Origin of the sequence: Actinophytocola glycyrrhizae, from assembly GCF_042653545.1 — a bacterium.
GTDB classification, from domain to species: domain Bacteria; phylum Actinomycetota; class Actinomycetes; order Mycobacteriales; family Pseudonocardiaceae; genus Actinophytocola; species Actinophytocola glycyrrhizae.
Genome location: NZ_JBHSIS010000028.1, coordinates 52,490 through 70,817 on the forward strand (window position 1 = coordinate 52,490; position 18,328 = coordinate 70,817).

An 18,328-nucleotide genomic window follows, 5' to 3' on the forward strand; every position below is an offset into this window, starting at 1 on the left:
CCAGCGGGCGCGGCCGGTGAACGGTGGTCGCCCGGCGATGTGAGGGGAGTGCTGATGGGTTCCTTCGTTCCCGTGCTGGCCGTCCTGGGGTTGGCCGTGGGGCTGGTCGCCGCGGTGCACGGGCTCGGGGTGCTGCTCGCGGCCCGCCGGGAGCCGCTCGTGGCGGCGTCGTTCCTGTCGGGTGGACGTCCCGCCGAACACGCCGTTTCCCGGTTCCACGTCCGGTGGTACCCGGTCACCCTGCTGTTCCTCCTCTTCGACATGGAAATGGTCTTCATGTACCCGTGGGCGGTCGTGGTCGCCGAGATCGGCACGGCCGCCGTGGTGGAGATGTTCGTGTTCCTGCTGCTCCTGCTGACCGGTGTGCTGTACGTGTGGCGGGAGGGCGGCCTGCGGTGGACCTGATCCGGCACGTGCGCGGGCCGGCGTTCGCCCGCCCGCGCCTGCTCCCGCTGGCCGCGCCGGGCGCCACCGCCGCACGCATCGCCGTCGAGCGTTTCGTACGGGACCGGCACTGGACGATCGCCGGTTCGGCCGCCGCCGCGGACGTGCTCGTCGAGATCGGGGTGCGGACCGCCGACCTGTCCCACGTCGCCGACGTGCTCGGCGGGCAACTGCCCGCGCCCTCCACCCGGGTGGCGGTGGCCGACGACGGTGAGGTGACGGCACGGCTGGCGGCGGTGCCCGGGCTCCTCGAAGCCGACCACGGCGACCGCGACCACGGCGACCGCGACCACTCTGGCCGCGAACTCGAACTGCCCATGGCCGACCGTGCCGAGGACCGCGACGGTCTGAAACTGGACGTGCTGCGGGTTCCGCTGGGACCGGCGCTGCCGCACTGGCCCGCCGGACTGCGGCTCGACGTCACCCTCCAGGGGGACGTGATCCAGCGGGCCGGGGCCGACGTGCTGGGGCTGGCCCAGGGCGTCACGTCGTTCTGGCTCCCGGGCGAACGCGTGGCGGCCCGCAGGCTCGACGCGGCCGCGCACCTCATCGACGTCGCCGGCTGGCATGCGATGGCGGCGCGGTGCCGGTTGTTGCGGGACCGGGTGCTCACCGGGCAGTGGGGCTTCGCGTTGGCGCACGACATCGCCCGTGCCGGGGCGCGGATCGAGCGGAGCAGGCTTCTTCGTGCGGGTTTGCGAGGCGTCGGGGAGGTGGCCGGAGTGGACGCCGCGGGCCGGCTCCGGCGGTGGCTGGCCCAGGCCGCCAACCCGGCCGGTCCCACCCCACCCGGTCCCGGCGCCGAGGAGGCGGTCGAGCGGCTTCCCGGCCTGGTGACCGGCACCGAGATCGCGGTGGCCCGTCTGGCAGTGGCGAGCATGGACCTCGACCTCGCGGAGCTGGCGGTCCCGACGACGGCGGCCCGGGATGGTTGAGCAGGCCCCGATGTGGAGTGTGTGGCTGCTGCCGCTCGTGCTCGGCGGGCTGGCGTTGTTCGCCGCGAGCCTCAGCGCGGTGGTCACGCGTGCCGAGCCGGGGGTCGCCGCCGTCTCCGCACCGCTGCGGGACACCGTGCGCCTGCTGCTCCGGCAGCGCCACCGCGTTCCGCGCGCTGACACGGTGTTGCTGCGGCTGGGCATCTGTGGCGTGCCGGTCGCTGCGCTGCTCGCCGCGACGGTCGTCCCCGTCGGTGGGCACGTGGTCGCCGACCTCGCCGTCGGAGTGGTCTGGTTCAACGCCGTCGAGGTGCTGGCATGGGTGTTGGTGTGGCTGGTCGGCTGGGGGAGCAACTCCGCGTACGCGCTCGTCGGCGGCTACCGCTACCTGGCGCAGGCCCTGGCCTACGAGCTCCCGCTGATGTTCGCCCTCACCGCGCCGCCGCTGGCCGCCGGGACGTTGCGGGTCGGCGCGATCGAGCAGGCCCAGGAGCCGCTGTGGTTCGTGGTGTGGCTTCCGGTCGCGTTCGTGGCCTACGTCGTTGGCATCGCCGGCGTGACGTTCTGGGGCCCACTGTCCACTCCGGCCGGTGCCGACCTCGCGGGTGGTGTCTTCGCCGAACTATCCGGAGTGGACGAGCTGCTGCTGCGTGCCGGCCGCTACCTGATGCTGGCCGCGGGCGCCGCGTTCGCGGTGCCGATGTTCCTCGGCGGTGGTCACGGTCCGTTCCTGCCCGCGTGGGCGTGGTGGCTGGTGAAGACCCTCGCGGTCATCGGGTTGCTGGTGTGGCTGCGGCGGTGGCCCGCGGTGCGGCCGGAACGACTGGTCACCTGGGGCTGGCTCGTGCTGCTTCCGTTGGTGTTGTTGCAGGTTCTCGTGGCGGGCGTCGTCGTCGTGGCCCGCGGACAGGGGCAGTGACAGTGACAGTGACAGTGACGTGGGAGATGGTGGCGTTCCTGGTGCTCGCGGTGCCCGCCGTCGGCTGCGGGATCCTGGTGTTCCTCGTGGACTCGATGGCCAGGGCCACCTTCCTGCTGCTGGCGTCGTTCCTGTTCGTCGCGGGGGAGATGATCCTGCTCGACGCCGCTTACCTCGGCGTGCTGACCGTGCTCATGATGACGGTGGAGATGGCGATCATGGCCGTCTTCATGATCATGTTCATGATGAACCCGGCGGGGCTGGAACCGATGACCATGATCCACAACCAGCGGGGCGCACTGGTCATCTCGGTGGGGGTGTTCGTCGCGCTGACGGCCGCGATCCTGGTCGTGCCGTGGTCGGCGTTCGGCGGCGAGCGGCCTGCCGACCCGACGCGCCAGCTCGGCGAGTCGATCATGGGCGGGAAGATGCTGGTGATGATGGTCATCGGGGTCGCCCTGTTCACCACGATCATCGCGGCGACCGTCCTCGCCACCGCACGCGGCCGCTACGACGACCACGATCGTGGCCAGAGCGCCCGGGACGGTGGTGACCGGTGATCGCGCTGCAGATGTTCCTCGTGCTCGCCGCCGCCCTGTTCGCCGTGGGGCTCTACGGCGCGCTGTCCCAGCAGTCGATCGTGATGATCATGATGGGGCTGGAGCTCATGATCAACGGGATCCTGGTCGGCGCCGTCGCCTTCTGGTACTTCGCCTGGTCCGGCACCGCCGACGGGCAGGTGCTCGTGCTGCTGGCGATGGCGGTCATGGCCGTCGAGATGGCGATGGGGTTCGCCGTCACGATCGCGATCTTCCGGGCCAGGGACGTCGACATGACGGACATGGCGGGAGACCTCGAGGGATGACCGTGCTGCTGTGGCTGCTGCCCGCCCTGCCCGCCGGTGCGGGGGCGGGCCTGCTGGTGGCGGGCAGGCGGGCCGACCGGTGGGCGCCCGCGGTCGCGGTCGGCGCCGCGCTGGCGACGACGGGGACGGCCGTCGCGGTCGCGGTCGGCCGTCCCGCGGTCAGCGCGCCGTTCCTGCTGGGCCTGCCCGTCGAGCTCGCCGTGGACGGGCTGTCCGCGGCGATGGTGGTGACCGTCGCGGTGGTCACGCTGGCCGTGCTCGCGTACTCGACCGCCGAGCTCGGGCGGGACGAGGCGCGGGCGCGGTTCCACGGGTTCATGCTGCTGTTCGCGGCGGCGATGCACGTCGCCGTCACCGCGACCACGGTGCCGCCGCTGCTGCTGGCGTGGGAGGTGATGGGTGCCGCCTCCTACGCGCTGATCGGGTTCTGGTGGCGGGAGCCGTGGCGTGTCCGGGCCGCGACGACGGCGTTCGTCACCACCAGGACCGGCGATCTCGGGCTGTACCTGGCCGCCGGCGCGGCGTTCGCCGCCGCGGGCTCGCTGGACCTGGACGGGCTCGCCGCGCTGCCCGCGCCGTGGCTCGCCGTGGTCACCGCGGGCGTGCTGCTGGCCGCCGCGGGCAAGTCGGCGCAGCTGCCGTTCTCGTTCTGGCTCTCCGGGGCCATGGCCGGGCCGAGCCCGGTGAGTGCGCTGCTGCACTCGGCGACGATGGTCGCGGCGGGCGGCTACCTTCTCCTGCGGCTCGCGCCCGTGCTGCACGCGTCCGGGTGGGGGGCGGCGACGGCGGCGTGGCTGGGCGCGGTCACCGCCGTGGTGCTGGGCGCCGTCGCGTGCGTCCAGCGGGACCTCAAGCAACTCCTCGCCGCGTCGACCTGCGCCCAGGTCGGGTTCATGGTGCTCGCCGCGGGCACCGGCGCGGTGGCCGGCGGCGCCGCGCAGCTCGCGGGCCACGCGGCCGTGAAGAGCCTGCTGTTCCTCGCCGCGGGCGCGTGGCTGACCGCGCTGGGCACCAAGGACCTCGCCCGGCTGCGCGGCGCGGGCCGCCGCCACCCGCTCGTGGGCGTCCCGTTCGCGGTCGGTGCGCTGGCGTTGGCAGGTGTGCCACCGCTCACCCTGTGGGTGACCAAGGACCTCGCGCTCGCCGGGGCGTCCACCGCACTGCACGTGGCCGGGCTGGCCGCCGCGGCGTTGAGCGCGCTCTACGCCGGCCGGGCCGTGTTCGTCGTGCTCGCGCCGCCCACCGGGGCGGACGCGGGCCGGGCGGTGCCCGGGGTCGCGGCGGCGGTGCTGGCCGCGCTGGCCCTTCCGGCGGCCGGGCTCGGTGTCGCGCTGCTGGCGCGGCCCGGCTCCGGGCCCCACCTCGAACCCCTCGCCGCCGGGATCTCTGCGGTGGTCGCGTTCGCGGCGCTCGCGCTGGCGGCGCTGTGGGTGCGTGCGGACCGGCCGCTGCCGGCTCCGGTGATCGCTGCCGGTGAGCGGTGGCTGGGTCTTGAGGCGCTGGCACACCTGCTCGTCGCGCGGCCGGTGACCTGGTTCGCGGGCCGCCTCGCCCGTTTCGACGACCGTGTCCTCGGCGCGGGGGCCCGCGCCGTCGGCCGCGGCGGCCGGGGCACCGCGCGCGTCGTGGCCGAGGTGGCCGAACACCGGCTCGCCGCTCTGGTCGAGTCGACCGGGCGCGGTGCTCGTACGGTCGCCTCGTTCGCGAGCCGGGACGTCGAACGGCTGCTGACCGGCGGCGTGGACGCCGTGGCGAAGGGCGGCCGGCGGCTCGGCACGACCGCGCGGCGGCCACAGACCGGGCAGTTGCACCAGTACTACGCCCAGACCGCGGTCGTGCTCGCGGTGCTCGCACTCGTGTTCGTGCTCGTGCTGACGGTGAGGTGACGATGCTGACCGCTGTGGTGTTCCTGCCGGTCCTGGCCGGCCTGGTTCTCGTCGGCGTTCCGCGCCTGCCCGACGGCGCGGTGCGCTGGGCCTTCGTCGCGGTCACCGCCGTCGAGTTGGGGCTCGTCGCCGGGCTGTGGCTGGGCTACGACGGCCCTGGCTACGGCTACGAGACGACCGTGCCATGGCTGCCGAGCGTTGGCGTTTCCTACCACGTCGGCGTCGACGGGATCTCGCTCCCGCTGGTGGCGCTGACCGCGACCCTGTTCCTGGCGTGTGCCGTGTACTCGCTGCGCCAGACACATCGGACGCGCGCGTTCGTCGCACTGCTGCTGTTCCTGGAGACGGTCTCGCTCGGCCTGTTCACCGCCCTCGACCTGATCCTGTTCTTCCTGTTCTTCGACCTGTCGATCGTCGGCATGTACTTCGTGATCGCGGGCTGGGGCCACCGCGACCGCGGGCGTGCGGCGCTGATGTTCTTCCTCTACACGTTCATCGGCTCGCTGGTGCTGCTGCTGGGCTTCATCGGCCTGTACGTCGCCGCCGAGCCCGCGACCTTCGACATCGTGGCGCTGACCGAGCAGAATCCGCTGGACGGCTCGCCCGCCGCGGGGCTCGTGCTGCTGGCGATCTGCCTCGGCCTCGCGATCAAGACCCCGCTCGTGCCGTTCCACACGTGGCTGCCGCCCGCGCACACCGAGGCCCCCGCCGCGGGCTCGGCGATCCTCGCGGGTGTGCTGCTGAAGATGGGCACCTACGGGTTCGTCCGCATCGCGATGCCCGTGCTGCCCGCCGCGTGGCGGCAGTACGCCATGGTCCTCGTCGTGGCAGGCGTGGTCAGCGTGCTCTACGGCGCACTCGTGGCCCTCGCGCAGACCGACTTCAAGCGCATGATCGCCTACACCTCGGTCAACCACATGGGTTACATCGCCCTCGCCGTCGGCACCGCGGGCGTGGTCGCGGGCAACACCGAGCAGGCGCGCCAGCTCGCAGTCACCGGCGCGGTCACCCAGATGGTCAGCCACGGCCTGATCACCGGGGCGCTGTTCCTGCTCGCAGGGTTGTTCCACGACCGCGCCCACAGCTACGAGATGGCCTCCTACAGCGGGCTGGCCGCCGCGGCGCCCCGTTTCGCCGCGCTCACCGCCATCGGCGCGTTCGCCTCGCTCGGCCTGCCCGGGTTCTCCGGCTTCATCGCGGAGTTCCAGATCTTCACCGGCAGCCTCGGTGCCCGGCCGGTCGCGACCGGGATCGCGCTGCTCGGCATCCTGATCACGGCCGCCCTGTTCCTCGTCGCGCTCCAACGCGTCTTCCTCGGCAGCCCGCGTCTCCCCGGCGCCGCCCCCGGGTTCGCCGACGTGCGGGCGCACGAGGCGGTGGCCGTCGTCCCGCTGCTCGGCCTTGCGCTCGTGATCGGCCTGCTGCCCCGGTTCCTGCTGGCCGTCATCGAACCCGCGGCCCGCACGGTGGTCGAGTTGGTGGCCAGGTGATCAGCGACGTCCTCGCGGTCGGCCCGGAGCTATGCCTGCTGGCCGGCGCCGTCGGCGGCCTGCTCCTGGGCCTCTGGCTCCCGCGCGAGCGGCAGGGGTACGCGCACCTCGTCGCCTCGGCCGGGCTGGTGGCGGCGGCGGGCACGACGGTGCCCGGGTTCGGCGCCCCCGCCATGTCCGCGTACGACGGGACCTACACCGTCGACACGGCGCTGCGGGTCGTCCGGGTGGTCGTGCCCCTCGCCGGTCTCGCGGTGCTCGCACTGTCCCGTGACAGGGTGCGCGGGCACCCGAGGGAGACCGAGTTCGCCACCCTGGTGGTGCTCGCCGTCCTGGGCACGGTGCTGCTCGCCGGGGCGAGCGACCTGCTCGTCCTGGTCGCCGCGTACGCGGTCGCCAGCGTCCCGCTGTACACCCTCGCCGGGTTCGGCAAGGACGCGCCGGGCGCCGAGGCGGCGCTCAAACTCGCCCTGTACGGCGCTTTCCTCGGCATCGTCATGCTGGCCGGCGTCACGTCGCTGTACGGGCTGGCCGGCGCGACGGGCTACGACGCGCTGCGCGGGGGGCTGGCGGGCGCACCGGCGGCGGCCGTGGTCGCCGGGGCGGTGGCGCTGCTCGCCGGGCTCCTGTTCAAGGCCGGGGCCGTACCGGCGCACTTCTGGGTGCCCGACGCCGTCCAGGGCTCGTGGACCGGGGTGGCCGCGTTCCTCACCACCGTGCCGAAGATCGGCGCGGTGGTGGCCGTGCAGCGGCTCGTGGTCGACGTGCTCCCGGCGGACGGCACGACGCCGCTGCTGCTCGCGGTGCTGGCGGCGGCCTCGATGACCCTGGGCAACCTCGCCGCGTTCTGGCAGGACGACGTGCGGCGCCTGCTCGCGTACTCGACCGTCGGCCAGATCGGCTACCTGTTCATCGTCCCGGCCGCCGCGGGCGTGGACCTCGCCATGCCCGCGCTGCTGTTCTACCTCGGCGCCTACGCGGTCACCAACATCGGCGCGTTCGCCGTCGTCGTGGCGTGCCCGGGCGCCACCCGGCTCGCCGACTACCGCGGGCTGTCGGGCCGCGATCCGCTGCTCGCGTTCACGCTCGTGGTGTGCCTGCTCGGGTTCGTCGGCACCCCGCCGACCGCGGTCTTCGTCGGCAAGCTGGCGGTCTTCACCGCAGGCATCGACGCGGGCATGGTGTGGCTGGTGGTGCTGGCCGCCGCCAACACGGTGGCCAGCGTCTTCTACTACCTGCGCTGGATCGTGCCGCTGTTCCGGGAACGCGCCACCGCACCGGCCGCTCGTGCGGAGGCGGGCTGGGCGCGGGCGGTGGCCTACGGCAGTGGTGCGCTCACCCTGCTTGGCGGTCTCGCCGCCGGGGTGGCACTGGACGTGCTGCGGTGGTGAGGCCCGAGCGGGGAACAGCGCATGCCGAACCGCGCCACCGCGTTTCGGTCGTGGGTGTCCGAGGTAATCGCGTGACATGACGGGCGAATCCGACGGCTCGGGGGCGGGCACGGAGACCCGGGACGAACGTCTGACTCGCAACCTCCGGGAGCTGCTGCAGGAGGTGCGTGTCGCGCAGACGGGCGTGCAGTTCCTGTTCGGTTTCCTCCTGGCGGTGGCCTTCACCGAGCGCTACGCCCACGCGTCCGGGTTCGAGCAGATCGTGCACCTCGTGGCCGTCGTGTCCGCCGCCGCCTCGGTCGCGTTGCTCACCACACCCGCGGGATGGCACCGGTTGCTGTCCGGGAAACGCCACCGCCCGCTGCTGATCCAGGTGGGGAACCGCCTGACCATCGCCGGCCTGGTCTGTCTCGCCGTCACCATGACCGCGACCGTGTTGCTGCTTTTCAAGATCGTCGCCGGGCCGTCGATCGCTGCGGTCGTCGCGGTCACCGTCGCGGTGACGTTCGGTGGCGTCTGGTTCCTGCTGCCCATGCGCATGCGCCGCGACGGCAACGGCGCCGGGACGCGGTGAGAGCGGGTCGGCTGGCGCGGTTCCGGTTGCCGTCCCGGGGTTCATGGCCCGACGAGTCCGCGGATCTCGGCGGCCGCGGGGTGGTCGGGGGCGAGGCGCAGGAAGCGGCGGAGCGTCGTCGTGGCGTCGGGGGAGTGCTGTGCCCGCTGGGCGAGGCCGAGCAGCAGCAGCGCTTCCGGGTCCTCCGGCCGGTCGGCGAGCACATCGCCCGCGACGTTCGCCGCCTCGGCCGGTTGCCCCGCGCGCAGCAGCGCGAAGGCCAGGTGGAGCTGGATGCGCGGATCCGGTCGCAGTTGCGCCGCGGCCCGGTAGGCCTCGGCGGCCGCGCTGAACTCACCCTGGTGCTCCAGCTGCTGGGCGAGGTCGAGCTGCTGGCGCACCGGGTCGGCGGGCTGGGCGGGAGCGGTCGAGGTGGCGGCGGCGGGCGCCTCCCTGGTGGCGCCGCCCGCGGCCGCGACCGCGGCGACCAGGCCGACGATCGCGATGGCGACGGCGTACCAGGTCTTCGTGGCCGTCCGGGTCGACGGGCGCGCCGTGCCGGTGGCCGCCACGTCGGCTTCCGCCTCGGCCGCTGCCGGTGGCGGGCCGGTGCGTGCCCGCCCGCGCAGGGTTCTCGTGGCGAGGACCAGACCCACGATCACCGCGATGCCGGGGAGCACCCACAGCAGAGCGCCGATGCCGGACAGGGGCGGGTCGGCGAGGATCTCCGCCCCATAGCGCTGCGCGAACCACGCGCGGATCTCCTCGCCGCTGCGGCCCTGCGCCACCTGGTCGGCGATGACGTCGCGCATGGCGGCGGCGACGGGGGACGCGGAGTCGGCCACGGTCTCGCCCTCGCAGGTGAGGCAGCGCAGGCCGGCGGCGATCCGGTCCGGGTCGTTCGCGCCCGGCTCCGTCGCCGACCGCACCACGGCGAAGCCCGCTGCGCAGAGCAGCGCGGCGAGCACGGCGAAGGTGAGGGCGCGGCGCATCGCTAGCCCCCGACCAGCGGGACGAGGTGCCGGTCGATCCAGGTCTCGGTCAGCGGGCCGATCGCGTGCAGCAGGAGCCGGCCGTCGCGGCCGACGACGTAGGTCTCCGGCACACCGGCCACCCCCCAGCTCACCGCGCGGCTGCCCGTCGGGTCGGTGATCACCGGCAGGTCGCTCGCGCCGGTCTCGTCGAGCAGGGCCCGGATCTGCTCGTCCTTGTCACGCATCGCGACGCCGACGACCCGCAGCCCGTCCGAGGACCACCGCTTCGCCGTCCGCGCGAGCAGGGGCAGCTCCTCGCGGCAGGGTGCGCACCAGGACGCCATCATGTTGACGACCACGACCTCGCCGCGTAGCTCGGCGAGGTCGAACGGCTCCCCGGCCAGTGTGCGACCGGTCAGTGCCGGGGCCGGGTCGTCGCGGAACTCGGTCGGCGGACCGGTGACGTCCGCCTCGGACGCGGTGCCGTCCGGACTCAGCCCGCCTGCCAGGGTGACGCCCAGTGCGGCCACGGCGATGCCCGCGACCAGCAGCCACGGCCACCGGCGACGTCGTCGGGCCGGTCTTCCCGGTGCGTGCTCCGCACCGGTCGTCTCGCGGTTCACGCCGCGGTCACCTCCTCGCGGTCGGCCGGCGGCGCTTGCCGGGTCTTCGCCCGTCGCCGGATGGGCCGCACCAGCGCGAGGAGCCCGCCGAGCGCGGCGAGCGCCCCACCCGCCCACACCAGGCTCACCAGCGGGTTGACGGCGAGGCGGACGGTGGCCCTGGTGCCGTCCTGGGCGACCCCGGTCACGGTGGTGTAGACGTCACCGGTGAACCCGGAGTGGATGTCGGGCACGCTCACGGCCATGTCCCGTGCCGGGAAGTAGCGCAGCTCGGGGCGCCCGGTGCCGATGGGTTCGCCGTCGCGGGCCATGGCCAGCACGGCCCCGGCGCTCATGCCGTCCTCGGCGCTCCGCTCCACCGCGACGAGCCGTGCGCTGACCGACCCGGCGCGCACCGACTCGCCGAGCGCCAGCTCGCGCTCCGCGCTGCCGGTGTAGGCCGAGGACGCCGCGATGCCGACCGCGGCCACCGCGATGCCGGCATGGGCCACGAGGCCACCCAGCCGGTGCACGCGCCGCGCGGCACCACCGCGGACCAGTTCGGCGAGACCGGTCAGCACGAACGCGCCGAGCCCGAACGCCACCAGCGCGGTCACCCCGGGCCGGGAGAACAGGCCGACCAGCGCGACGGTGGCGAGCCCGGCGGCGGCCGGGACGGCCAGCCGCCTGCCCAGCGCCGCCGCGGTGTCGGCCCGGTGGCGCATCAGCGGCGCGGCGGCCATGAGTGCCAGCAGCGCGAGCCCGACGGGCACGGTGGCGCGGTCGAAGTACCCGCGCCCCACCGCCGCCCGGTTCCCGGTGAACGCTTCGGCGACGAGCGGGAAGACCGTGCCGGTCAGCACGATCGCGGCGAACGCCGCGAACAGCACCACGTTGCCGACGATCGCGCCCTCCCGGGACAGGACGGCACCGGGCGTGGCGCGTGCGGCGAACAGCCCGGAACGCCAGATCGACAGCCCGGCCACCGAGGCGGTCACCAGCAGCACGAAACCCAGCAGCATCGGGCCGAGCGGGGACTCGGTGAAGCTGTGGACACTCGCCACCGCCCCGGACCGGGTGAGGAACGTGCCGACCAGAACCAGCAGGAACGTGGCGGACAGGAGCGCGAGCGTCGCACCGGTCAGCGTCGCGCCGCGGCGGCGGACCAGCATCGTGTGCAGCGCCGCCGTCGCGGTCAGCCACGGCAGCAGCGACGCGTTCTCCACGGGGTCCCACGCCCAGTACCCGCCCCAGCCGAGAACCGCGTAGGACCACCAGGCGCCGAGCACGATGCCGACGGTGAGACAGCTCCAGGCCACGAGTGTCCACCGGCGGGTGACGGCGAGCCAGCCGGGTTCGGTGCGGCCGGTCAGCAGGGCGCCGACGGCGAACGCGAACGGCACCACCATCCCGACGTAGCCCGCGTAGAGCAGCGGCGGATGCACGCCCATGGCGGGGTGCTCGGCGAGCAGCGGGTTGGGGCCGGGCCCGTCGGCGGGCACCGGGTCCACCGGCCGGAACGGGTTGGCGGCGAAGTAGGTCAACGCGAAGAAGAAGACGGTGACGACGCTGATCACCGTCATCGCCCACGGGTGCACGGCCAGGCCGCGTGCCCGCCCACGGCTCACCAGCGCGGCGAACCCGCTCAGGATGAGCAGCCACAGCAGCAGCGAGCCGTCCAGCGCCGCCCACAGGCTGGTGACGGTGAAGTAGAGCGGCACGTCCCGGCCGCCGTTGTCGGCCACGTACCGCACGCTGAAGTCGTGGCCGATCAGTGCCCACTCGAGCAGCGCGCAGGCGGCCGCGGTCGCACCGAGGACCAGCAGGGTCGCGACGCGTGCCGGCCGGGCGGGCCCCGCGCGTACGTCGTCGCGGCCGAGCGCGGCCCGCAGCCACAGCAGTGCCGCGGCGACCGCGGCCACCAGGCCGGCGGCCAGCGTCCCGCTGCCCAGCGTGCCGATCACGGCACACCAGCCTCCGCCGGGTTCCCGCCGCGTTCGTCCCCAGGGGCCCGGTACTCGTTCGAGTGCTTCACGGTCAGGGTGTCCGACCGGAACGTGCCCCGGGCGTCGAGAGTGCCCTCGACCACGGCCCCCTCACCCTCGCGGAACGTGCCGGGGATGGCACCGCGCTGGACGACCGGGACCTCGTTCTTGCCGTCGGTGAGCAGGAACCGGGTGTCCTCACCGTCCCCGCTGACCGAGCCCGGCACCACCTGCCCGCCGAGCCGGACCCGTTCCGCACCGGGCGGGCTCGTCACCACCTCGGTGGGCGTGCGGTAGTAGACGAGCGTGTCATGCAGGCCCGCGCCGACGAGCAGCCCGACCCCCGCGATCACCACCGCACCGACCAGCAGCACCACGCCGCGCCTGCGGGGCACCGGCGGGCTCACCGGGGAGAACCGTTCGCGGCGTCGGCCGGGACGGTCGGGGGGAGCGCGGACACCGCGCTGGTCGCGCGCAAGGTGGTGACGCGGCGCAGGAACAGCCACGCCGCTCCCGCGGTGAACGCCGCGACGCTCAGGGTCAGGGCGGCCGCCATCACCGCGTCGATCGGCGGGTTCGTGCTCGGCGCGAGCAGGGTGGCCTGCTGGTGCACCGAGCGCCACCAGACCACCGAGAAGTGCACGACGGGCACGAGCGCGAACCCGGCGACCCCGACGAAGGAGGCGGCGCGCGAGGTCGCGCCGTCCCTCCCGGTGAGCCCGCGGGTGGCGAGGTAGCCCAGGTAGACCACGAGCAGCATGGCAGTGCTCACGAGCCTCGGGTCCCACACCCACCACGTGCCCCACACGAGGTGCCCCCAGACGGCGCCGAACGCGATGGTGAGCGCGGTGAGCACGACCCCGATCTCCGCCGCCGCGCGCGCGTAGGCGGTGAAGCGTGGCTCCTGCCTGCGCAGGTGCGCCGCGCTCGCCACGAACACCACCGCGAACGCCAGGTAGGCCACCCACGCGGCGGGCACGTGGAGGTACATGAGCCGCGCGGCGTTCCCCTGCAGCGCATCGGGCGGTGCGATGACCAGGCCGGTGAGCAGACCCGCGGTACCGAGACCCGCGGCGAGCCAGCCGAGGGTCCGGGATGCCGAGGGTCGCCGGTCGGCGCGGGGGCGGGCGGGCATGAGCGACTCCCTTGGACGAATCCGTGCGGCCGAGTGCCGTTTTCCCGCTGCCGGACACCCCAAACACGGCCCGCGACATTTGTCCGGTGCACAGGTTTAGCGGCAGGTCGCCGTGGTAGCCGGGCTGGTCGTGCAGCGGTCCGGGCAGGGGAGGTGGCATGCGGAGCCGAGGATCCCGTGTGACGGGGCACCGCTGGTCACCACGACACCCACTGGATCTTCGAGACCGATCGCCACGGTCATGGGCGCTCGTGGCCTGCGCCTGGACCGTGCTGCTGCTGGCGGGGTGCTCGGCCAGCGCACCGTCCACTTTGGAGCCCGCCGGTCCTGGTGCGCGCCGGGTCGAGGGCCTGTGGTGGCTGCTGTTCTGGATCTCCCTCGTCGTGTACGTGATCGTCATGGCGGTTCTCGTCGTCGCCCTGCTCCGCAGGCGCAGGCGCGGCCCGGTGAACCGCGGTGACGCCACCAGGTTCGTGGTCGTCGCCGGTGTCGTGCTGCCGTTCCTCGTGCTGACCAGCGTGTACCTCGTCGGTCTCCGCGACATGGACGCGTTGAGCCAACCGGAGGCGGACCGCGCGTCGGACGTCGAGGTCACGGTGGTCGGCCACCAGTGGTGGTGGGAGGTGCGCTACCCCGGCTCCGGCGCGGTGACGGCCAACGAGGTGCACATCCCGGTCGGCGTGGACGTGCGGCTCGACCTGACCACGGCCGACGTCCTGCACTCGTTCTGGGTACCCGAGCTGATGCCCAAGACGGACATGATCAGCGGCCGGACCAACACCACCTGGCTGCATGCGGACCGGCCGGGAACCTACCGGGGCCACTGCGCGGAGTACTGCGGCCTGCAGCACGGGAACATGGCGTTCCACGTCGTGGCGCAACCAAGGGCGGAGTTCGACGCCTGGCTCGCCAGGGCGGCACGGCCCGCGCCGGAACCGGACACCGCCGCCGAGCGCCGCGGGCTCGCGGTGTTCGAGCAGACCGGCTGCGCCGCGTGCCACACCATCCGCGGCACCTCGGCCGACGGCACCGTCGGTCCGGACCTCACGACCATCGGCTCCCGGTGGAGCATCGGCGCCGGTGCCGCACCGAACACCCCGGGCGATCTCGGCGGATGGGTGGTGGACCCGCGGACGATCAAACCGGGCAACCTGATGCCGCCCCAGCCGGTCCCGGCGCAGGAGCTGCCCGACCTCATCGCCTACCTGCGATCGCTGAAGTAGCCCACGCCGTCGCCCGGGAGGGTAGCCATGTCCGTAACGCAGCCGCCGGCCGCTTCCGCGGGCGGCGTGCGCGAGCTGGCGGCGTCGCTCGAGCGCAACTGGGGGGAGAAACCCTCGCTGCGCAGCTGGTTCACGACCGTCGACCACAAACGCATCGGCCGCCGCTACCTGGTCACCGCCGCCGTGTTCTTCGTGATCGCCGGGCTCAACGCGGCGGCGTTGCGCGCCCAGCTGACCGGGCCGAGGAAGGACCTGCTCACCCCGGAGCAGTACGACCAGCTGTTCACCGTGCACGGCACGGCGATGATCTTCCTGTTCGCCACGCCCATGCTGTTCGGCTTCGGGAACTTCCTGGTGCCGCTGATGCTCGGCACCAGGGACATGGCCTTCCCCCGGCTCAACGCCTTCGGGTACTGGGTCTTCCTGTTCGCCGGGCTGGTCATGTTCGCGAGCCTCGCCACCGGCAGCGCGCCGGAGGGCGGCTGGTTCGCCTACGTCCCGCTGACCACCCGCCCCTACCTGCCCGGCCTCGGCATGGACGTCTACACGCTCGGGCTGATCTTCCTCGGCGTGTCGACCACCGCCGGGTCCATCAACTTCATCGTGACCGCGTTCAAGTTCCGTGCGCCGGGCATGTCGCTCAACCGGGTGCCGATCTTCGTCTGGTCCATCGTCGCCACGTCGTTCATGGTGCTGTTCGCCCTCCCGGCGCTGAACCTCGCGAACGCGCTGCTGTTCCTCGACCGCCGGTTCGGCACCAACTTCTTCGACGTGGCGGACGGCGGCAACGCCCTGCTGTGGCAGCACCTGTTCTGGATCTTCGGGCACCCGGACGTCTACATCATCGTGCTGCCCGCGCTCGGCATCGTCTCGGCGATCATCCCGACCTTCTCCCGGCGGGGCCTCGTCGCCTACCCGCTGGTCGTGCTGTCGATCGTGACGATCGCGATCGTCTCGTTCGGAGTGTGGGTGCACCACATGTTCGCCACCGGGCTGCCGAGCCTCTCGCTGAGCTTCTTCAGCGCGGCGAGCCTGCTGATCACCATCCCGTCGGGCATCCAGATCTTCGCGTGGCTCGCGACGATGGTGCTCGGCCGGGTGGTGGTCGGCGTGCCGTTCCTGTTCGTACTCGGCTTCGTGGCCACCTTCGTGCTCGGCGGCCTCTCCGGTGTCATGTTCGGGCTGGTCGCGTTCGACCAGCAGGTCACCGACTCCTACTTCGTCGTGGCGCACTTCCACTACGTGCTGTTCGGCGGCGCGGTCTTCCCGATCATCGCCGGTCTCTACTACTGGTTCCCCAAGCTCACCGGGCGGATGTTCCGCCGGGGTCCCGCGGTTCTCGCGTTCTGGCTGGTGTTCGCCGGCATGAACCTCACGTTCTTCCCGATGCACATCTCCGGCCTGCTCGGCATGCCCCGGCGGATCCACACCTACCCGGCGGGGCTGGGCTGGGACCTGTGGAACCTGCTCGCCACGATCGGGGTGGTCGTGCTCGCGGCCGGCCTGCTGCTGGTGCTGGCCGGACTGGTGCACGGTATGCGGCGGGGCGAGCAGGCGCCACGGGACCCCTGGGGCGGCGACACCCTCGAATGGGTGACCGACTCGCCGCCGAAGCCGTACAACTTCCCGGTGATCCCCCGGGTGTACGGCCTGCACCCGGCGTGGGACGACCGCACCGACGAGTCGCTGGCCGAGCCGGAACCGGACCGCACGCTCGCCGAGGGGCGGCAGACCCCGCTGACCAGTGAGCTGGACGGCCACTACGAACGCCCGGTGGAGATGGCGGAGGAGTCGTTCGTGCCGTTCGTCGCCGCCTTCGCCCTGCTCGTCCTGGTCGTCGCGCTGCTGCTCGGCGGGTACTGGATCGCGGCAGGGGCGGCGCTGTTCACCGCGGGGACCGTGGCGCGCTGGCTGTGGCCGCCGCAACGCACACCTGAGGAAGCGGGGGTGGCGACGTGACATCGGTGGCGGGGCGGGCGCGGCGGGCGACCGAGCCCGCGGCGCTGGCGACCGAGATGCCTTCCGGGCGAACACCCGGGTGGTGGGGCATGGTGTTGTTCATCGCCACCGAGGCCGCGCTGTTCTCGCTGTTGCTCGGCAGCTACTTCTATGTCCGCTTCCAGCACGGTTCCCCGTGGCCGCCGGCGGGCATCAAGGAACCGGAGCTGCTGAAACCGTTGATCATGACGGCTCTGCTGCTGCCGAGCAGCCTGCCGGTCATGTGGGCGGAGCGGGGCATCCGCAGGGGAAAGCGGTGGCGGCTGCGGCTCGGTCTGCTGGCGACCCTGCTGCTGGGCGGCGGGTTCCTCGCGATGCAGGCGAGCGAGTACGCGACCAAACTGGCCGAGTTCACGTGGACCACCGACGTGTACGGCTCGCTGTTCTACGTGATCACGGGCTTCCACGGCTTCCACGTGACCATCGGCCTGGTCATGGTCGCCTGGCTGCTCGCCGCCTCACTGCGCGGCAGCTTCGGCTACCGGCGGCACGAACGGGTGCGGCTGACCGCGCTCTACTGGCACTTCGTCGACGTCGTCTGGGTCGGGATCCTGTTCACCCTCTACCTGTCCGGGCGGCTGTGATGACGCGGAGGACGTCCACACCGGACCCGCCGGGGACCGCGCGGCGGCTCGGCGGGCTGCTGCTCTGGTTCGCGGTGCTCGGCGGCGCGGTCGCCTGGGCGGTGCACCTGTTCTTCGCGTGGGGCGTGGTGGAGGTGACCTGCCTGGCGGGGCACCAGCAGATCGGCGGCGTGCCGCTCGAGGTGGTGACCGCGATCGCGGTGATCGTGCCGGGCCTGGTCACCGTGGCCGCGCTGCTCGTGTCCGTGCTGGCCTACCGGCGCGTCCGCGACACCGGTGACGGGGGAGATGGCGACGAGCTCGACCGCACCAGGTTCTCGCGCACCAAACTGCTCGCCGTGGTGGGCCTGTGGGCCAACCTGCTGTTCGTCGCGATTATCGCGTTCGACGGGATCGCGCTGGTGGTGTTCTCCTCGTGTCAGCGATGACCATGCCCGCTGTCCTGCCCCTCGCCCACGGCGGGGGCGGCGGCGACGCGGAACGCTGGTGGCAGATCGCCGCCATCCTCGCGATCACCGGGGTGGGCGCCGCCTACGGCCGGGGCGTGCAGGAGCTGTGGCACCGGGCGCGGGTCGGCGCGGGGATCTCCCCGCCGCGGGCGGCGGCTTTCGCCGCCGGGCTCGCCGTGCTCCTGCTCGCGCAACTCCCGCCGCTGCACACGATCGCGGAGGAGTCGTTCGCCGGCCACATGGGACAGCACATGGTGCTCATGGTCGTCGCCGGTCCGCTGCTCGCGCTCGGCGGCGCGGGACTGCCACTCACCATGGCACTGCCCGTCGGCGCGCGGCGGGTGGTCGCGCGGCTGCGGTCCGGGGCGCTCGGACGCTGGCTGCGCCAGCCGATCCGGCGGGTGCTGGTCGTCGGGGTCCTGCACACCGGAGTGCTGTGGTTCTGGCATCTGCCCGCGCCGTACACGGCGGCACTGCACAGCCCGGCGGTGCACGCGGTCGAGCACCTGAGCTTCGTGGCCGCTGCGTGGTTGCTGTGGTCGGCCGTGCTGGCGCCGAGCAGACACCGCGTCAACGGCGGCATGGCCTTCCTCCTGCTGTTCGGCGTGGGGATGACCGGCGCGGCACTGGGCGCGGTGCTCACCTTCGCGCCGGCTCCGCTCTACCCCGGCCACGCGCTGGCGCCGAGCGGCGGTGACCCGCTCACCGACCAGCAGCTGGCCGGGCTCGTGATGTGGATCCCGATGGACATGGTTGTCCTCGCACTCGCACTGAGTGTGTTCGTGCGCTGGTTGACCGGACTCGAGCACGGCACGCCCGGTGACCGGGCGTTGCCCGCGCGAGGTCCGGGGCCGCCGGCGCCGGCTGAGGAGGTGACAACGCGATGAGCAGCATC

At 73.2% G+C, this 18,328-nt stretch carries 19 protein-coding genes; 14 read left to right on the forward strand and 5 right to left on the reverse strand.

Translation table 11 applies throughout. The features are described from left to right. Nucleotides 1-54: 54 nt before the first annotated feature. The 9 genes from ACFPCV_RS38180 (at nt 55) to ACFPCV_RS38220 (ending at nt 8,504) form a co-directional block, all read left to right on the forward strand. On the forward strand, nt 55-405 hold the full coding sequence (locus ACFPCV_RS38180; protein ID WP_378062370.1) for an NADH-quinone oxidoreductase subunit A: 351 nt from the start codon (nt 55-57) through the stop codon (nt 403-405). Further along, the gene (locus ACFPCV_RS38185; RefSeq protein WP_378062372.1) at nt 396-1,379 is read left to right on the forward strand and encodes a hypothetical protein; all 984 of its coding nucleotides are present in this window, start codon (nt 396-398) and stop codon (nt 1,377-1,379) included. The genes ACFPCV_RS38180 and ACFPCV_RS38185 overlap by 10 nt, the downstream gene beginning before the upstream one ends. A 10-nt stretch (nt 1,380-1,389) precedes the next feature. Then, nucleotides 1,390-2,298 carry a complex I subunit 1 family protein gene (locus ACFPCV_RS38190; protein ID WP_378062374.1) on the forward strand — a complete coding sequence of 303 codons (909 nt, stop codon included), beginning with the start codon at nt 1,390-1,392 and terminating at the stop codon, nt 2,296-2,298. 2 nt (nt 2,299-2,300) lie between these two features. Further along, a complete protein-coding gene (locus tag ACFPCV_RS38195; protein ID WP_378062376.1) occupies nt 2,301-2,858 on the forward strand; it encodes an NADH-quinone oxidoreductase subunit J in 558 nt (185 codons plus the stop codon). After that, on the forward strand, nt 2,858-3,163 hold the full coding sequence (gene nuoK / locus ACFPCV_RS38200; RefSeq protein WP_378062398.1) for an NADH-quinone oxidoreductase subunit NuoK: 306 nt from the start codon (nt 2,858-2,860) through the stop codon (nt 3,161-3,163). The genes ACFPCV_RS38195 and nuoK overlap by 1 nt, the downstream gene beginning before the upstream one ends. Next, on the forward strand, nt 3,160-5,049 hold the full coding sequence (locus tag ACFPCV_RS38205) for an NADH-quinone oxidoreductase subunit 5 family protein (RefSeq protein WP_378062377.1): 1,890 nt from the start codon (nt 3,160-3,162) through the stop codon (nt 5,047-5,049). The genes nuoK and ACFPCV_RS38205 overlap by 4 nt, the downstream gene beginning before the upstream one ends. A 2-nt stretch (nt 5,050-5,051) precedes the next feature. Beyond that, on the forward strand, nt 5,052-6,539 hold the full coding sequence (locus tag ACFPCV_RS38210; RefSeq protein WP_378062379.1) for a complex I subunit 4 family protein: 1,488 nt from the start codon (nt 5,052-5,054) through the stop codon (nt 6,537-6,539). After that, on the forward strand, nt 6,536-7,930 hold the full coding sequence (locus tag ACFPCV_RS38215) for an NADH-quinone oxidoreductase subunit N (RefSeq protein ID WP_378062380.1): 1,395 nt from the start codon (nt 6,536-6,538) through the stop codon (nt 7,928-7,930). Before ACFPCV_RS38210 ends, ACFPCV_RS38215 begins: the two co-directional genes overlap by 4 nt. Nucleotides 7,931-8,006: 76 nt before the next feature. Continuing rightward, nucleotides 8,007-8,504, forward strand: coding sequence for a DUF6328 family protein (locus ACFPCV_RS38220; protein WP_378062382.1), 498 nt, complete (start codon nt 8,007-8,009; stop codon nt 8,502-8,504). Nucleotides 8,505-8,545: 41 nt separating this feature from the next. Here the strand turns inward: ACFPCV_RS38220 and ACFPCV_RS38225 are convergent, their stop codons facing one another. Genes ACFPCV_RS38225 through ccsA form a run of 5 tightly spaced genes read right to left on the reverse strand, consistent with a single transcriptional unit; the run spans nt 8,546 to nt 13,179 of the window. After that, nucleotides 8,546-9,475 (reverse strand): cytochrome c-type biogenesis protein, encoded by a 930-nt coding sequence (locus ACFPCV_RS38225; protein WP_378062383.1) that lies wholly within the window; start codon nt 9,473-9,475, stop codon nt 8,546-8,548. A 2-nt stretch (nt 9,476-9,477) separates the two neighbouring features. Next, entirely contained in the window at nt 9,478-10,080 is a 603-nt protein-coding gene (locus tag ACFPCV_RS38230; RefSeq protein ID WP_378062384.1) for a TlpA family protein disulfide reductase, read from the reverse strand. Continuing rightward, a complete protein-coding gene (locus tag ACFPCV_RS38235) occupies nt 10,077-12,023 on the reverse strand; it encodes a heme lyase CcmF/NrfE family subunit (RefSeq protein ID WP_378062386.1) in 1,947 nt (648 codons plus the stop codon). Before ACFPCV_RS38235 ends, ACFPCV_RS38230 begins: the two co-directional genes overlap by 4 nt. After that, a complete protein-coding gene (locus tag ACFPCV_RS38240) occupies nt 12,020-12,451 on the reverse strand; it encodes a cytochrome c maturation protein CcmE (RefSeq protein WP_378062388.1) in 432 nt (143 codons plus the stop codon). The genes ACFPCV_RS38235 and ACFPCV_RS38240 overlap by 4 nt, the downstream gene beginning before the upstream one ends. Next, nucleotides 12,448-13,179 (reverse strand): cytochrome c biogenesis protein CcsA, encoded by a 732-nt coding sequence (gene ccsA, locus ACFPCV_RS38245; RefSeq protein WP_378062389.1) that lies wholly within the window; start codon nt 13,177-13,179, stop codon nt 12,448-12,450. The genes ACFPCV_RS38240 and ccsA overlap by 4 nt, the downstream gene beginning before the upstream one ends. Before the next feature lie 251 nt (nt 13,180-13,430). Between ccsA and coxB the strand changes: the two genes are divergently transcribed. From coxB to ACFPCV_RS38270, 5 genes are read left to right on the forward strand one after another with little or no spacing between them, the layout of a single operon-like run. Then, nucleotides 13,431-14,402: a cytochrome c oxidase subunit II gene (coxB, locus tag ACFPCV_RS38250; RefSeq protein WP_378062390.1), complete on the forward strand. Its 972-nt coding sequence runs from the start codon at nt 13,431-13,433 to the stop codon at nt 14,400-14,402. A 27-nt stretch (nt 14,403-14,429) separates the two neighbouring features. Next, nucleotides 14,430-16,361, forward strand: a complete 1,932-nt coding sequence (gene ctaD / locus ACFPCV_RS38255) for a cytochrome c oxidase subunit I (protein WP_378062391.1) — start codon at nt 14,430-14,432, stop codon at nt 16,359-16,361. Beyond that, nucleotides 16,358-16,984: a cytochrome c oxidase subunit 3 gene (locus ACFPCV_RS38260; protein WP_378062392.1), complete on the forward strand. Its 627-nt coding sequence runs from the start codon at nt 16,358-16,360 to the stop codon at nt 16,982-16,984. Before ctaD ends, ACFPCV_RS38260 begins: the two co-directional genes overlap by 4 nt. Continuing rightward, complete coding sequence (locus tag ACFPCV_RS38265; RefSeq protein ID WP_378062393.1) at nt 16,984-17,412, forward strand: hypothetical protein; 429 nt, start codon at nt 16,984-16,986, stop codon at nt 17,410-17,412. Before ACFPCV_RS38260 ends, ACFPCV_RS38265 begins: the two co-directional genes overlap by 1 nt. Then, nucleotides 17,409-18,320, forward strand: a complete 912-nt coding sequence (locus tag ACFPCV_RS38270) for a cytochrome c oxidase assembly protein (RefSeq protein ID WP_378062400.1) — start codon at nt 17,409-17,411, stop codon at nt 18,318-18,320. Before ACFPCV_RS38265 ends, ACFPCV_RS38270 begins: the two co-directional genes overlap by 4 nt. Nucleotides 18,321-18,328 lie beyond the last annotated feature (8 nt).